Origin of the sequence: Pseudoalteromonas sp. PS5 (assembly GCF_004103255.1) — a bacterium.
Classification (GTDB): domain Bacteria; phylum Pseudomonadota; class Gammaproteobacteria; order Enterobacterales; family Alteromonadaceae; genus Pseudoalteromonas; species Pseudoalteromonas peptidolytica.
This window is the reverse complement of the sequence record NZ_RCSQ01000141.1, coordinates 1-15,844: the sequence shown is the minus strand read 5'-3', so window position 1 is coordinate 15,844 and position 15,844 is coordinate 1. Positions and strand designations below refer to the sequence as shown.

General features: G+C 40.5%; 16 protein-coding genes. 9 read left to right on the top strand and 7 right to left on the bottom strand.

The window, feature by feature from the left end:
• Window positions 1-27: 27 nt before the first annotated feature.
• Entirely contained in the window at window positions 28-606 is a 579-nt protein-coding gene (locus D9603_RS16660; protein WP_125252966.1) for an LPP20 family lipoprotein, read from the bottom strand.
• A gap of 186 nt (window positions 607-792) precedes the next feature.
• Between D9603_RS16660 and D9603_RS16655 the strand changes: the two genes are divergently transcribed.
• The 3 genes from D9603_RS16655 to D9603_RS16645 are packed head-to-tail and all read left to right on the top strand — an operon-like array spanning window position 793 to window position 4,055.
• Entirely contained in the window at window positions 793-2,445 is a 1,653-nt protein-coding gene (locus D9603_RS16655; protein ID WP_241651693.1) for a hypothetical protein, read from the top strand.
• A 4-nt stretch (window positions 2,446-2,449) separates the two neighbouring features.
• A complete protein-coding gene (locus D9603_RS16650) occupies window positions 2,450-3,067 on the top strand; it encodes a penicillin-binding protein activator LpoB (RefSeq protein WP_125252964.1) in 618 nt (205 codons plus the stop codon).
• Window positions 3,057-4,055, top strand: coding sequence for an LPP20 family lipoprotein (locus D9603_RS16645; protein WP_128732163.1), 999 nt, complete (start codon window positions 3,057-3,059; stop codon window positions 4,053-4,055). The genes D9603_RS16650 and D9603_RS16645 overlap by 11 nt, the downstream gene beginning before the upstream one ends.
• 62 nt (window positions 4,056-4,117) lie before the next feature.
• Here D9603_RS16645 and D9603_RS16640 read toward each other — a convergent pair whose 3' ends face one another.
• The 3 genes from D9603_RS16640 to yejK all read right to left on the bottom strand — a co-directional run bounded on the left by D9603_RS16640 (window position 4,118) and on the right by yejK (window position 6,780).
• Window positions 4,118-4,522: a phosphate ABC transporter substrate-binding protein gene (locus D9603_RS16640; protein WP_128732162.1), complete on the bottom strand. Its 405-nt coding sequence runs from the start codon at window positions 4,520-4,522 to the stop codon at window positions 4,118-4,120.
• Between the two features lie 10 nt (window positions 4,523-4,532).
• Complete coding sequence (locus D9603_RS16635; RefSeq protein ID WP_125252961.1) at window positions 4,533-5,609, bottom strand: porin; 1,077 nt, start codon at window positions 5,607-5,609, stop codon at window positions 4,533-4,535.
• A 157-nt stretch (window positions 5,610-5,766) separates the two neighbouring features.
• Window positions 5,767-6,780 carry a nucleoid-associated protein YejK gene (gene yejK, locus D9603_RS16630; RefSeq protein WP_128732161.1) on the bottom strand — a complete coding sequence of 338 codons (1,014 nt, stop codon included), beginning with the start codon at window positions 6,778-6,780 and terminating at the stop codon, window positions 5,767-5,769.
• 65 nt (window positions 6,781-6,845) lie between these two features.
• Here yejK and D9603_RS16625 point away from each other — a divergent pair, with 65 nt between their 5' ends.
• From D9603_RS16625 to D9603_RS16600, 6 genes are all read left to right on the top strand, one after another.
• Complete coding sequence (locus D9603_RS16625; RefSeq protein ID WP_125252959.1) at window positions 6,846-7,058, top strand: DUF1414 domain-containing protein; 213 nt, start codon at window positions 6,846-6,848, stop codon at window positions 7,056-7,058.
• A gap of 4 nt (window positions 7,059-7,062) precedes the next feature.
• Window positions 7,063-8,574, top strand: a complete 1,512-nt coding sequence (locus tag D9603_RS16620; protein ID WP_128732160.1) for a DUF3413 domain-containing protein — start codon at window positions 7,063-7,065, stop codon at window positions 8,572-8,574.
• A 61-nt stretch (window positions 8,575-8,635) separates the two neighbouring features.
• Window positions 8,636-9,109 (top strand): DUF4124 domain-containing protein, encoded by a 474-nt coding sequence (locus D9603_RS16615; RefSeq protein ID WP_128732159.1) that lies wholly within the window; start codon window positions 8,636-8,638, stop codon window positions 9,107-9,109.
• A 117-nt stretch (window positions 9,110-9,226) separates the two neighbouring features.
• Entirely contained in the window at window positions 9,227-10,951 is a 1,725-nt protein-coding gene (aceK, locus tag D9603_RS16610) for a bifunctional isocitrate dehydrogenase kinase/phosphatase (RefSeq protein WP_128732158.1), read from the top strand.
• Window positions 10,952-10,968: 17 nt separating this feature from the next.
• A complete protein-coding gene (locus D9603_RS16605; protein ID WP_125252956.1) occupies window positions 10,969-11,907 on the top strand; it encodes a LysR family transcriptional regulator in 939 nt (312 codons plus the stop codon).
• 330 nt (window positions 11,908-12,237) lie between these two features.
• Entirely contained in the window at window positions 12,238-12,615 is a 378-nt protein-coding gene (locus D9603_RS16600; protein WP_128732157.1) for a hypothetical protein, read from the top strand.
• 87 nt (window positions 12,616-12,702) lie between these two features.
• Here D9603_RS16600 and mltG read toward each other — a convergent pair whose 3' ends face one another.
• From mltG to fabF, 3 genes are all read right to left on the bottom strand, one after another.
• Window positions 12,703-13,686: an endolytic transglycosylase MltG gene (gene mltG / locus D9603_RS16595; protein WP_128732156.1), complete on the bottom strand. Its 984-nt coding sequence runs from the start codon at window positions 13,684-13,686 to the stop codon at window positions 12,703-12,705.
• Entirely contained in the window at window positions 13,686-14,465 is a 780-nt protein-coding gene (pabC, locus tag D9603_RS16590; RefSeq protein ID WP_241651692.1) for an aminodeoxychorismate lyase, read from the bottom strand. The genes mltG and pabC overlap by 1 nt, the downstream gene beginning before the upstream one ends.
• A gap of 102 nt (window positions 14,466-14,567) precedes the next feature.
• On the bottom strand, window positions 14,568-15,806 hold the full coding sequence (fabF, locus tag D9603_RS16585) for a beta-ketoacyl-ACP synthase II (protein ID WP_128732155.1): 1,239 nt from the start codon (window positions 15,804-15,806) through the stop codon (window positions 14,568-14,570).
• Between the last annotated feature and the right edge of the window lie 38 nt (window positions 15,807-15,844).

Below are 15,844 nucleotides of genomic sequence, written 5' to 3'. Positions count from 1 at the left end.
AAAAAATTAAAGCGTGATAATCACGCTTTAATTTGTCAATCTAGCAATTTCCTTCTCAAGGTCTTTCTCAGCTTTGTAAGCTTTAAACTCTTGATATAAAAACTTTTCATCTTGCGGGTCTACACTACGTTTGCTTTCTTTAATTAAATCTTTAAAAAGCGCTTTAGTCAGTTCAGGTGATAGTGTAGTAAGCGCACAAAAGTAATCTTTACCGGAAATATCAATAACATCTGCCTTTACAATTCGAGAGCCATTTAAGGTTTGCTTTGTTAATTGCTTCGAAACCGAGCTAAAAGTTGCTCCGACGGTAACGTCTTCATTTGCGTCTGTACGGTTTGAAAAAGTTTTGTCTAATCCCTCTACTCGGGTTTCAATTTGCTGCGCCAGCGCCAGACGCGCGTTAGCAACCGCCATTTTTTGATCAATTGAAATATTTCCAGAGTATTTCACACAGTCAGCTGCGGCAATACCATCTTCAATGGTCGGATTAAGAACCCATTCTGGAATATTAACTCGTGGACTGGAAGCTGCGTCATCTTTACTTGAACTACAAGCCGATAAGATCCCTATCACGGCCACTGATAAAAGTAGTTGTTTTGCTTTCATATTGGGTTCCTTAATTGCCCTGATTACAGAGTAAAACGTATCAAAAAAATAACTGCTTAACAGTAATAAATTGTAAAAACGATTTTTAACAATTTAGCACTTTCAATTCAGTTTTTTACTATTTAATTTATTGTTATATGATTGAACTCAGACAACACTGCCATTATAAGTAGAAGTATGCAAGGAATGCGATTCCAAAACACGTTTTTTCAATTATTCTTCAAGTTACTCTTCTTAGTCAGCTTTTTAATACTTGCTGGCTGTAACCTCACGCCAAGTGCGAATAAGTTGGCAATTGAATATGCTGAACAAGGTGATTTTATCACAGCCCAAAAGCACATAGATAACGCCTATAAAGGCTCTTCACGAGACGAGTTACTTTATTATCTAGAGTCAGGTATGTTATCGCATCTACAACAAGATTATATGCAAAGTAATCAGTTTTTAGAAAATGCTAAAAGTATCATTGAAGCTGCATACACTGTCAGCATCAGTGATGAGCTATTTTCCGCATTTACTGGAGCCAGCTACAAAAAATATACCGGTAAAGTATATCACCGTCCTATGATCCACACGATCATGGCTCTAAATTATGCCGCTTTGGCAAGCAAACCCGCAGCAAACAGCACGGCGTTATATGACTCAGCATTAACAGAGATGCGACAACTAGATCTATATTTGGAGCAGTTAAAAAGGAACACTGGAGGTTATGGTGGCAACCAGACGAGCCTTGGTAATGTGGAAAAAATACTGAAAGCTATTTTTGGTCAGCCTTTTTTAAAGGAAGATCTAGAGTATAAAGATGATGCGTTTGCCCAGTATTTAAGTGGGATATTATACGAACAACAAGGGGAATTAGACAGCGCAAGGATACAATACGAACGAGCTGCAAAAGCATACAAAAACGGCTTTAGTAAACAATATCAATTAGGAGGACATGCACAAAAGCAAGCTCAAAAAGACTTAACTAGAGTCGTCGCAGAGCAACCGACTGATTATTTTACCTTAGTACAAAGCCTGGGAGTTTCCCCACAAAGAAAAGAGTTTAATCTGTATTTGAGCGTTGATGAAAGTGCACAAGCGATTGTTATCACTCCTATTTATCTAGGCACTCGTGAAGAGCGCCAAGCTCAATTTGCTTGGTTTAATTTGATGTTCTCTGACACTAGCCTCTTTGACCTCATTCAGAATTATGCCACCGGAGACTTTGGAGACGTCATTCTCGGGTCGGTGACAAAAAGACTACCTTTGGGCGAATCACTCTGGCAAAAAGCAGTAAATGAGGGAATTATTGATGCGTTAAAATATGGCAGTAGAATTTCCGTCACGTATTTACAACCCCACAAAAATAATATTGAACAAGTTACCCTTTTTGCCAACGGACAAAAAATTACAGAATTACACCCCTTTTATTCGGTAAACTTACTCACATTGTATGACGCCTTGAGTAATGCCAATATGGAAATCTATACAGCAATCTCCCGAGAGATATTAAAAGCAGTCACAGCAAACAAAGCGATTAATCAATTTGCATCACCGCAGCCAACACTACTTGCGGGATTGGCGCAATTAACAGCATCAGTAACCAATGCAGTGACGGCTTCGGCTGATATTAGACAATGGCAGTCTCTACCAGCTGAAATCAGAGTGGCTCGTGTTAAGCTACCCCAACATACTCGCGAGTTGACATTGCAAACAACACTGCGCAGTGGCAGAGTTATCAACCAAAATATTCAAATTAATTCAAAAACTCAAACAATTAGTCATGTGCGCACATTTACCGGTATTACGGCTGCTGCCACACCAAACTATTTATCCTCATTAACTAACATGGACTGAAGATATGAAGCCAAAATTTGCTGTAAAACTCGTTGTACCAATGCTCATCGTCTCATCTGCGGCGTTGACAGGTTGCTCTTCGACAACAAAAGTCAGCCGAATTGATACAAATGAAGAAATTGCACTTTCTGATAAGTGGAATGGCAAAGACTCACAATTAGTCGCTGAAGCGATGGTTAGTGATATGCTTGGCTTTCCATGGGTGCGCGAGCACCGTGCCAAAGAGGGAAGCAGACCTGCAATCATTATTCAATCCGTTCGTAACAAGTCACATCAGCATATCGCTGTCGACACTTTCTTAAATGACTTGAAACGCGCAATTTTACGAAGTGGACAAGCAGACTTTGTTGCTAACCGTGACATACGAGGTGAGATCCGAGAAGAGCGCCGAGACCAAGAGCTAAACTCCAGCCTAGAAACTCGTAACGAAATGGGACAAGAGCAAGGTGCTGACTATGCGTTATCTGGCACTATTAACTCATTTGTTGATGAGCAAGGTGGTAGCCGCGTTACCTTCTATCAAGTCGATCTTCGACTAATTGACATGACGACAAACCGTGAGGTGTGGAATGGACAGAAGAAAATTCAAAAACTTCAAGAGAGAAGCGGGTATGGCTTCTAAACGTTTCGTTTTACCTTTGTGTATCGCCTTAAGCTTGTCTGCTTGTCAGTCAACTAAAGAAGCGATTGCAAAAGAACAAACACAACCGATATGGACAACACAGCAGCCAACTTCTGAGTATTTGACCTATGGCGTTGGCTCAGCAAGCCATATTGCAAACCGCACAGAGGCACAGCTTGCAGCTCAAGAATCTGCGAGGCTTGCGATTGCAAAGCAGCTCAATGTCGAGATTGAAGGTATAACACAAGTAACACAAAGCCAATCTAATGGGGATTTTTCTTACCAAGTTGATGAAGTACTGTACTCTCAAGTACCGAGTATCAAGTTACAAGGCGTAAAAATCGAAGAGGAGTTTTATTCCCGGCAAAATAATACTGCTTATGCCCTAGCCTCGTTCAACAAAGTTGAGTCAAGGATGCATACGGAGTTAGATATTCATCAACTTGATGAAGACATTGTCAAGGCAAACATTTCTGGGCTCACTAACTCAGAAAAATTAAAAGACGCAATGGCAATTAAGCGCTTGATTGCCAAACGCCGAAAAGCTAACGATTATCACCGTCAACTCGGAGGCGGTTCTATTGCTACACCACAGTCCGTAAAAGACAAAGATAAAATATTGAACGACTTTCTTCAGTCTCTCACATTCAGTATTTCATCCAAATTATGGGGGCTTGAAAACATCCGTAACCAGCTTGCTGAAAGTTTGACTAAACAAGGGCTAACAGTGGTCGGTGACAGTCAAGTAGCAGACTTTCAAATTGACTTTAGTGTCGATTTTCAAGATGTTAAGAGAAATAACACTTACTATGTTTTTGCTAATTCGAGCTTGATATTATTGGAAAACAGCAAAGAAAAAGCACATGTTTCTACACAGATCAAAGCTGCTTCCAGTTTTGAGAATATGGCAAAAGCAAATGCTGAAGAAAAATCAGCGAAGATGCTCAGCAAGAAGCTCACAATGCTAATTATTGACAGTAAAATCTAGCTGATACCTATAAACAATAGGGCTCCAAACAGGAGCCCTATTATGAAATCTAAGACTGTATATTAGAACGATTTTACAACCTTAACACTGCCATCGGCCGCTCCCGAAGACACAAAACCAATTAAATTAGGGTTGCTCGCAACTAATTTAATCACTTCAGCATCATCAGCGGCTTCTTTTGGAGGTGTCCCCTTACCAGTAAATACAAGCTTCGACCAATAGGCTTTTAACTGACTAGAAGATTTATTCAGTACTTTTTCATTAAATTCATCCGTTACACTTGAGCCATCAACTTGGGTAATTGGCAGTGCTTTAGAGCCATCTGAAAAAGACTTCGCTTTGCCGATAAAGATTTGTTTAATTTCACTCTCATCAAGGGCGGAGTTATTCGCTGGGTTAACAATCACGTCAACAGCCAAGGTGCTATATGAACTACAAAGTAGCGCAAGTAAAAATAGTTTTTTCATGACGCTCTCCTTAAAATACCATATCGATACCGATGGTGATGGCTTTACTATCACCAGCGACTGCAAGCCCAACGGAGTTGTCTTCAACTTCGTCATATTGAATTTTAAATGCTGCAGCAGAATGGAAATCCCAGCGGATCCCAACAGAAGTAGTCTCGTGACTTTCTGCATCATCTCCTTCTCCTTCAAAATCAGCGTAAGATACAAAAGGAGTGACACTATCGAAGCGATAGCCTAGTGTTAGCATCTTAGTATCGAGATCACCGTCTAAGTCGAGTCTATTTAATTCTGACAGGATGAAAAAATTGCCCCAATCTGCGTTAACCGCTAACCCGTAGAACTTACCATCACGCTCATCACTGCCATTCCACAGTACTGGCTCTCCAGCGCGATAGCGTTTATTGGTATAGCGCATATGCGTAAGACGAACCTCAAGCCAGTCATTACTGGTTTGGATCACTCCCCCCAAAATATCTTTCCAGATTTCTCTGGTGGGCTCTTGAAAGAAAAACTCACTAAGCAGTTTGTTGTCATCGTCATCTTCTTTACCAGCGTAGATGTTGCCACTCAATGACCAATCACCAATACTGCCATTATAAAGCATATTCACACCGTTATAGTTGAATATTTGCCATGTGTAGTTGTCGGCAGGTGCACGCATCCACACATACGCATAGCCAACATCATAGAAGTCTGAGTAGTAAAAAAGTGGTAAGCGCTTCTTACCAGCTTGGAAAGTCCAATTGTCATTTATCTCGTATGACAAATATGCCCATTCAAACTTAGCATCAAAGTCATCAGCTCCTCGAGCAACAATTTGTCCTGTCACACTCAAGCCTTCCGTGAGATCTGTACTAAATTGCAGCCCCATCAGTGTCTCAGGTTCAAACGAAACATCCTCATCATACACACTGACGATAGGGTAATCTGCGAGAAAGATTGGGTCGTTTATTCCGAATTGTGGAACACCGCTACCACTGAGCACTTTGCCCGCATTGATACTTGCAAATCCAGAAAAGTTTACCTCCGCATGACCTGCAAAGCAGGCAAGGCAAAGGGTACAGCCTAAAGCTAATTTTGTCTTCATTGTGATTCATCCCAATTGCTTGTTCTACAAGTACTACAATGCAAGTATAGTTAAAATTAAAAAAATGCTAGCAAAAGCAGCAAATTGATAGTTCTTTTTGCAAAAAAAGGGATAAAACAGGAACAAAAAAGGCAGCTTTCGCTGCCCTTTCTAAAACTTAAGATTCATCGTTGTAATAGCGCTCAATTTGATCTTTTAAGTTTGGTGGTACACCTTTAATCGTTAGTGTATCGCTCGCAGCATCATAGATAACGCGCTCGCCCAAATGTTTACGCTCAAAACCTACACTCACCCCACCACCAAGCCCTGAAAACTTGACCATGCTCGTTACTGTCTTTTTATCTACAGGGAAACTCTCTTCCAACTCATAGCCCTGTTCTTTATAAAAGTCTTCAAACTTGACGTCTGCCGACTTAGACAAAGTTTGTGACAAGGTGTTGACATCAGCATCCTCACCCGTCGTGACACAGTCGTTACAATAATCAAAGACTTCTTTGCGAATATCATCCTTTTCGGACTTTTCGTATTGTTGCGCTGATAAGTAATCTTCTACAGCGTGCAGCATAGTTTGGGATTGTTGCTTAGGATCGATCCCCTCTTCACAGCCAAGAAAATCAAGGAAAAAATCTGCGACCTTACGACCTGCCCTACCCTTTATAAACGAAATATAACGATTTTCTTCCGCTGCGGTATCCCAAGCATCTAAATCAACTCTTGCAGCCAACTGCATACGCGAAATATCTAAATGCTTTGCTGCTGATAAATCTAGATCAGAGGTGATTGTGTAGTGCTCTTTGATATTTATTAGTGCAATCATAATAAAATTGCTGGCAACATACTGATAATGACAAAACACCAAATACCCTGTTTCGTGAAAAGCATACTTATTAAGCTCTTCTTTAAGAACATTGGTGGCTTCTTGAGTTAAGTGCCAAAAATTAAGCTCGTTATTTCTGTAGCTTTGCATAGCAGACGCAACGACACTATTTTTTTCACCACTAAAAGCACAAAAACCTTTACCCGGTTTGCCGTTGTAAGCATGATGTAATTGTTCAATGAAAACATTTACTTTATCATTGATTTGCATTTCATCTTCACGGAGATGTATTTCGGTATCTTCGTCCTGTTTGTCTACATAGTGAACAACTAGTTTTTTTACCTCAACGCTCATCTTTGTTTTTCACGCCTCTAATGTTAAAATGTAAAAATTATTGCTTTTATAAATTGAACCAACTGATGCCTATCCAATCAAAGTATTCCAATAAACAAGTAGAAGAAATTGTTGACCAATTAATTAATGTATTAAGCTCGCAAAACGCACCAGTTGATCTTAGCTTGATGTGTTTAGGTAATTCTATCACGCACATTATAAAAGAACATGTTCCAGAGAATAAGAGACAATCTGTTGCTGAAAATTTTGCCAAAGCGCTTACTCAATCAGTAAAGTAACGGAATGAACCTTACACCGCACAGCCCTTTTTCATCGAAAGCAAGTCAATTATTAAGCTGGGGACATTGGTTTACCTTTGCAAATATTGGCTTGGTTTTGCTGATAAGCTCAGTTTATTTATTCGCCGACAAAGCACCAAGTACGTTTGTCGGCTGGTTTTATATGCTGATCACGTGGATAAGCCACACCAGCTTTATCACCTTTTGTGCGTTTGTATTAACCATTTTCCCGCTGAGCCTAGTTTTTCCTTATCCACGACATATAAGGGGGATGGCCGCATTTATTGCCACGTTAGGCATTGTCGTGTTAACCATTGACGCATTTGTATACTTGCAGCTGGGGTATCATATCAACCCCTCGTCATTACCGGACATATTTGTGCTCTTATGGGAAACACTCGTTGGCTCTTCAACATTCAGCCTCATTATTGCATTTTTAATTTTGGCCTTGATACTTACCTTTGAGTTACTGGCAGGTAATTATGCCTGGCGACATTTGGCTGAGTTAAAATCATATACCTTCCCACGTTACGCAACCGGTACAATTGTAACTTGCTTTGCGCTGAGCCATAGCCTTCACATTTGGGCTGATGCCAACGCGTTTTTTGATATAACGAAGCAAGATAACGTGCTGCCGCTATCTTACCCGACAACAGCAAAAAGCTTACTTGCAAGGCATGACCTGTTGGATATAGAAAGGTATGAAGAAGCTCACGCTTTAAATGTTGGCAGCGCGCATTCCAAATATAGCGCACCAATCATCGCTGCTGAGTGTCAACCCAACACTCAACAAACAATGACTATCTATGCGTATAATGACGCTCAGTCATATCAGCAAATAGCATCAAATGCGCTGCAAAGCGATAATCATAGCATCTTTGAATTAGACTCAGTGCTTAGAGCCGGAAACTCTAGCGACGCCTTATTTAGTCTTATTTATGGACTTCCAAGCTACTACAAAGAGTCCATTTTAGTACAACAACAAGTTCCTATTTGGTCGTTAAATAACAACTTATTGAGTGTAAAGTCTAGTGATGAATTTACGTTCATCCCAACAAAAGCTGAAGCTAAGCTCGCCATAGTTGAAGCTAACAGCAAGACACCTATTGATTTAAGTAAACCGTTTATCGCACTCGACTTGAGCACGCATCGCTCAACCATCCTAACTAGCTCGGCGTTTACGAACATTAACTTGTACGCGAAAGCAAGTGGGCTTATGCAGCCTCATGATATTACCTACACCGCTATAAGCTCAGTATTTGGCTGTGCTTCTTTGGCACAACAAGGAATGCTTGGCTCTAATGTTAAAACGCGCAGTCATGCAGAGGGCGTTAACTTTACTCAAGGTGTGCTCGTAGCCTTCAAAAAAGATAAAATTACATTAGTGGATCAAGATGGTAACTTTAAACAAATGTCAGCAAAAGAAGGCTTTGTATTAAATGGCAACTTAGATATCCCTTTTTTAATTCAAAGTATCAAGACATTAAAAAAATTCACGACACCAGAAGCGCAATGATCTTGAAGTAATGCTGTCGTCATCTATGGTTAAATTATCTTTTAAACCGCAGGGATGCCGTATGAAATCGCTTATCAAGGTTATATTACTATTTCTGCCCTTATTCGGACGCGCAGAAACCGTAAAATACTTCAAATGTACAACTAGCAAAGGCGCTGTTTTCAGCCAGTTTCCCTGCTCAGTTGACGCTACACAACATACCATAACAACAACTGATCCCAAAGCCACTGTGCCCTCTGAGCAACATTATAAAGCGCTTAATAATATTGAACGCGCACAAATCATAAAAAGAACAAAACATGCTCTTCGAGCAAAAAACCACGAAAGAGCAATTTTAAATAGAAAACGAGACACAGCTGTTAGAGAGGAGCAAGAAAAACTAACAAAATTGATGAGTGAAGATAGACGTAAGGAGCGAGTCCGGCAAGTCACCAAGAAAATCAAAGCCATTAATAAGTCACATGCCAAGGCATTAAAAAACCTAGAGAAAGAAATTTCAAAATTAGAAAAGCGATTAAAGAGCTACGAAGACTAACTAATGTTGTAAGCTCGTTAAATTAACTTTGGCCACAACTGGTATTACCAGATGACTTTTTATACATTCCCTTGTAAAGTGAAGCTATCTCACAATGCGTATTTATGAGGGATGTATATGCAAGCACAGCAATTGGCTGAGCAGATTTTGTCCGGCTTTCAAAATCACTATCAAGCTTTCGTAAAAATCACTAAATTGGCGCCTTTTGCGTTTGCTAAGCAAAACTGGGGGGAAATAGAGAGAATTAGTAAAGCAAGGATCAGTCAATACGACAGTAAAGTTGATGAAACCGCACACAAACTCATGCAGCTTTATCGCTCAACTCAGCTCAACGAAACACTGTGGTACCAAGTAAAACAAGCCTATCTCGAACGCTTAACTTTTCATCCACAGCCTGAACTTGCTGAAACCTTCTATAACTCTGTTTTTTGTAGATTATTCCATCGTCGCTATTACAACAGTGATTTTATTTTTGTCGAAACCCAACTCGCAAATGCAACTTCCCTTCCCGTTGAAGCCGAGTATCGTAGTTATTTTCCTGTTGTGAATGGATTGAAACCAACGATAAAGAAAATGATTGAGCAAATAGACTTTCACTGTGAATTTGAAGATTTGGATCGTGACATTCGATTACTCGTAAAAGCATTTTTGAAACAAGCGCCTAATACCCATCATCAAGCACACCTGATGCGCTTTGACATCCTAAATGCGCCTTTTTATCGTAATAAAGGAGCTTATATCGTAGGGAGAGTAGTCTCTAAATCTGGAGTACAGCCGTTTATCATCTCCATTTTACATACTGAAAATGGCAAACTATTGATAGATGCTTTACTAACAAACAGTTCACAGATGCGAGTTATTTTTGGCTTCGCACGCGCTTATTTTCTAGTAGAAACACATGCCCCCTCTGCACTGGTTAAATTCTTAAATCAGCTAATGCCAAATAAAACAAAGGCTGAACTTTACAACGCAATTGGCTTTCACAAGCAAGGTAAAACCGAATTTTACCGAGAGTTTTTACAACACCTAGACAATTCTGAAGAGTTATTTGAAGTAGCAGCAGGTACACCTGGTATGGTGATGATGGTTTTCACACTCCCCAGCTTCCCTTACGTATTTAAGGTGATCAGAGATAAGTTTCCTGAAAGTAAGCCCTTTACCAAAGATACTGTACTGCAGCGTTACCAGTTGGTAAAACGTCATGATAGAGTGGGTCGTATGGCTGATACCATCGAGTATTCTGACGTTGTTATACCAGTTGCACGATTTTCACCACAGCTCTACCAATTGCTGTTAACATCAATCTCTAATAGCATCAGGGTCGAAGGTGAGAACTTGGTAATCACGCACCTATATATCGAGCGTCGCATTACACCACTCAACCTGTTTGTGCAGCAAGCTGATGATTCAACCTGTGAGCAAGTCATTAAAGATTACGGTAATGCACTCAAAGAAATGCTGGCCGTTAATATCTTTCCTGGCGATATGCTGTTAAAAAACTTCGGCGTCAGTAAACATCACAGGGTAATTTTTTATGATTATGATGAAGTACAGTACTTAACCGAGATGAATTTTCGAGCATTACCCAAACAGGGCATTGAAACCATGTACGACTCTGGGGATATTTCTAGCGCCCCTCAGGATGTCTTTCCAGAACAACTGTGTACATTTGTTCTGACAAATCCTAAACTAAGAGAAATGTTTCTGAACCATCACCCTGATTTGGCTGAGGTCGTATTTTGGCAACAAGCGCAACGTGATATACGTGAAAAAGCCGTAAAGCATATTTACCCTTACCCACAAAAAAATCGCTTCCTACAAATGGCCAAAAAAGAAAAATAACATAAAGGAATCCCTGAGTGAACATTAGTAAAATTGATCTTAACTTGCTGGTTTATCTCGATACACTACTTCGAGAATGTAATGTGACGCGTGCAGCAAACCAACTTAGCATTACACAGCCAGCTATGAGTAATGGTTTAAAACGCCTCAGAAACCTTTTTAATGACCCAATTTTAGTTCGCACCAGTGAAGGAATGGTTCCAACTGAGCGCGCTTTAGAGCTACAGCCTGTTATCCGTGGTATCTTAATGACGTTGGAAGAAACGCTAGCACCTAACAGAGAGTTTGAAGCGGCTAGTAGCAATCGCGTATTTCGCATTATGGCGAGCGACTATGCTGCAAGTACGCTTGCCCCTAAACTACTCAATAAGCTTCATGAAGAGGCGCCAGACACTACACTCGACATCCTCACACCCAGTGACGTTACCTTCCATGACGTTGAAAATGGGAAAGTTGATATGGCAATTAATCGCTTTGAAAACCTCCCACAGTCGTTTCATCATAAACGAATTTGGAAAGATAGCTTTTGCTGCCTTGTAAAATCTGATAATCCAATTATTGCTAACTTTACTTTGGATGCGTATCTTAAGTCACGTCATATTTGGGTAAGTAAAACTGGGTTTGGCGTTGGTGTTGGGATGGATCCTGCTGACGTACAAAAGCTTGGGTGGGTTGATGAAGCTCTTGCCCATTTTGGCAAGCACCGAAACATTGCAACCTTTACTCGTAATTATCACGTCGCGATACATCTTGCTAAAGAACAAAACTTAGTTGCTACTTTGCCTTCAAAAGCTGCCAACATATATCGTGATGATCCAACTTTATCAGTCTTGGAGCCGCCCTTTCCTATCCCACCATTTGAGCTAGATATGATTTGGAGTCCACTACTACATCGTGATGCCAGCCATATATGGTTGCGACAAAAAATCGCTGAAGTAGCACAATCATTGATATGATACCAATTAGCCTTTTTGATACTCGCTCAATTTGAGAGAGTATCAATGTAACGCTAACTGCGTTAAAAATTTCTTATTTAGAACAACTAAATAGCAAAATTTTTGCCTTGTCTGCATGGAGGTAGGCACCTCGGCATTAGTACGACGCTTTAGCGATGTTATCGACAAGGTTTTTCGGCTCAAAATAGATCTTTTAATTAAAATAATTGGTATGACCTAAAAAATATCGTCGAACAAGGTCATTTAACTATGATCCCATACATTCCATGCTGGTATCACAAGCGAATTGAACTATCCTTTTATTTATATAGATAAAAGGTGTGATACGGCATGGCAAAATTCTCTTACCGGGCAACAATTGATAATAAAGAGAAGCTAATCCACGCAGCCGCCTATGGTGAATGTGTTGAAGTAAATATTATCAATATGTACAAAAACCTGGGTTTGGCACTAAAATCCAACAAACTAAACTGTTTGGTAATTGATGTATCACAATTACATATTACTTATGATTATCCGAGCGTGTTGAATGTACTTCAAAAACTCAATCAAGTTGTTGATAATATAGCACTCGCTAGAGTTATCTCTCCTACTGATACCAAAAGTGGGCTCATCGAGGCGTTTGCCGAAAAGCATGGGCTTACTATTAAAAACTTTGAAAATTACAACGACGCGATTACATGGCTTCAAACACTCAATCGCGCCTAATAACTCTCTTAATTATACCGTTCAACTAGACATTGCTAGCAAATCACATGGAAGAGTTAGCAACAAAAAGTGCTAACTCATTATTTATTAACGGCTATTTTGCTTGTTTAAAATATAATTTTGTACCGCTTTATTGTGCTCTGCTAGTGTTTTTGAGAAATAGTGACCGCCATTTCCAGTAGCCACAAAATAAAGATAGTCCGTCTTTTGAGGATGTAATGCTGCATGTATTGAAGCTTCCGATGGCATAGCGATTGGCGTCGGTGGTAAGCCATCAATACGGTAGGTGTTGTAGGGCGTCTTTTGCCGAATATCCTTACGTTTAATATCGCCATCAAACCCCTCACCAATACCGTAAATAATGGTGGGATCAGTCTGTAGACGCATACCCTTTTTTAATCGATTGATAAATACCGATGCAACTTTCTTTCTCTCTTCGTGCAAACCAGTTTCTTTTTCAATAATTGAGGCTAAGATCAACGCTTCGTAAGGCGTTTTTAATGGCAAGTCACTCGCTCTATTTTGCCATTCATGTTGTAGTACAGCTTGCATTTTATCACGCGCTCGTTTTAGTAACCCCAAAGCAGAATCAAAACCATGATAGTAATATGTGTCGGGGTAGAGCCATCCCTCAACGGAGCCATAGTCCAGCATTAGTTGGCTGCTCAAATTATCGATGTCTTGATTTAAGTAATGCGCATCACTAAGCTTTTTCTCAACTTCCCAGATTGGTGTGCCTTCAATAATAGTAAAGCTAAAACGATGTTGTTCACCGCGACTCACTTTAGCCACAGCCTCAAGTACCGTTAACCCTTCTAGCGCATACACTCCTGACTGTAACGCAAACAGCTTTGGTATTAATTTGCTATACAGCTGGTAAGGTAAACAATGAGACAACGCACCATTTTTCTGCCATTGGTGGCATAACTGGGTAAAGGTTTGTCCCGGCTTTATCTCTACAAACTTATCCGAAATGTTGAGCGGTTCAAATTTGACTTGATTTACTTTTTCTAAGAACCACCACGACCCCATTAAAATCGCAAATATTAGAATACACAACCACTTTTTCATTAAGAACTCATCCCTAAGATCTGCTTTTTTAGCGTCAACAAATACTCTATGTCAAAACACTGCTGCTCAAACCTTATTATCGGCACAAGCTCAATCAAGCTGTTACAGATAAATATACCATCTGCTAATTGCAAGAACTCAAGGTCTATATCAGCCACAGTAATATCAACTTGGCTTTCAAGAGATGTCAGAAATACACCTTTAATACCTGAATTTGCGAGATTTGGCGTGTACACTCGGTTGTTTTTAATTACGATAATATTTGCCGCAGACGATTCGATAACGCTGCCATTGATGTCAGTAACGATGACATCATCACATTCCAGCGTTTGCGCATCTTGTTTAATCAACACTTGCTCTAATCGATTTAACGTTTTGAGGCCTGCTAATAAAGGTTGAATCCCCAACTGAACTCGGCTTAGCACGGTCTCGATACCATGTTGCTGCCATTTACTGTAATTCTCTGGAAATGGTAGCACTTGGATGCTAAAACTGGGCGTGGGTGATTGTGGAGCTTGATAGCCTCGGCCACCACATCCTCGTGTAATGAGAATTTTTAATACGGCCTTTGTTTCACCTTTTATTCGCTCATAAACCAAGCGCTCAAGTGCTTCGAGGTTCAGCTCAGGAAAACCTAAACGCTGCTGACATTGCACTAACCTCTTTACATGAAGTGGCCACAGCTCAATACGACCATTGCAGACTAAAGCTGTGGTGAAAAAACCATCACCATATGCTAACCCTCTGTCATTATTAGAAAAAAGCTGCTGATTTTCCAATTTTCGTACCCTTTCACAAAACCAAATACGCAAACATAAAAAAGCTCGGCAACGCCGACTTTTTTATCATAACCTTTTTTGTATTCAGTTACTAAGGTTCATCTATACCTTTTTAAAAAGCAATGAACCATTTGTACCACCGAAACCAAATGAGTTACATAATGTATATTCTAACTTTGCATCACGCGCTGTGTGAGGCACATAATCTAGATCACATCCTTCCTCTGGATTATCTAAATTAATGGTTGGCGTTACCTTCTGGTCTTGCAACGCCAGGATCGAAATAATTGACTCTACAGAGCCAGCTGCTCCTAGCAAGTGACCCATCATTGATTTAGACGAGCTAACCATGACATCTTTTGCAGCCGACCCAAACACAGATTTCACCGCATGTGTTTCTGCTATATCGCCTGCTGGGGTAGATGTGCCATGCGCATTAATATAGCCAACCTGTGATGCGTTTACTCCCGCGTCATTTAGTGCATTGACCATCGCTTGAGCAGCCCCGGCACCGTCTTCAGGTGGCGACGTCATATGATAAGCATCACCACTCATGCCAAAGCCAACTAACTCAGCATAAATTTTAGCTCCACGTGCTTTAGCGTGCTCATACTCTTCAAGCACTATTACGCCAGCTCCATCGGCAAGCACAAAGCCATCACGATCTTTGTCCCAAGGACGAGACGCACCTTGAGGATCGTCATTGCGTGTAGACAATGCCCGTGCTGCACTAAAACCACCCATTCCAATTGGAGTCGATGCTTTTTCAGCTCCACCTGCAACCATCGCATCAGCATCACCGTACGCAATCATACGTGCCGCATGGCCAATATTGTGAAGACCTGTAGTACATGCTGTCACAATAGAAATATTAGGGCCTCTCAGTCCATGCATGATAGACAAGTGACCAGAAATCATATTGATGATAGTTGAAGGTACATAAAACGGAGACAGCTTACGTGGGCCACTATTTAATAGTTTCTTGTGGTTTTCTTCGATCAACGTTAACCCGCCGATCCCCGAACCAATTGCCACACCAACTCTGGCTGCATTTTCATCGTTCACTTCAAGCCCTGAATCTTTTAGTGCTTGAACGCCGGCAGCGATGCCATACTGGATGAAGACATCCATTTTTTTAGCATCTTTAGGGGAAACATATTCAGTGACATCAAAGTCGTTCACTAAACCTGCAAACTTAGTTCCGAAACCTTCTGTGTCAAAATGCGTGATATTGCGAATGCCACTACGGCCTTCTAATAAGCCCTGCCAGGTAGATTCAACATCATTACCCAGCGGCGTCAACATACCTAAGCCAGTTACTACGACTCGACGTTTAGCCACGGTGTCCTCCAAAAAGGGATTATTATAGTAAAGGGGGG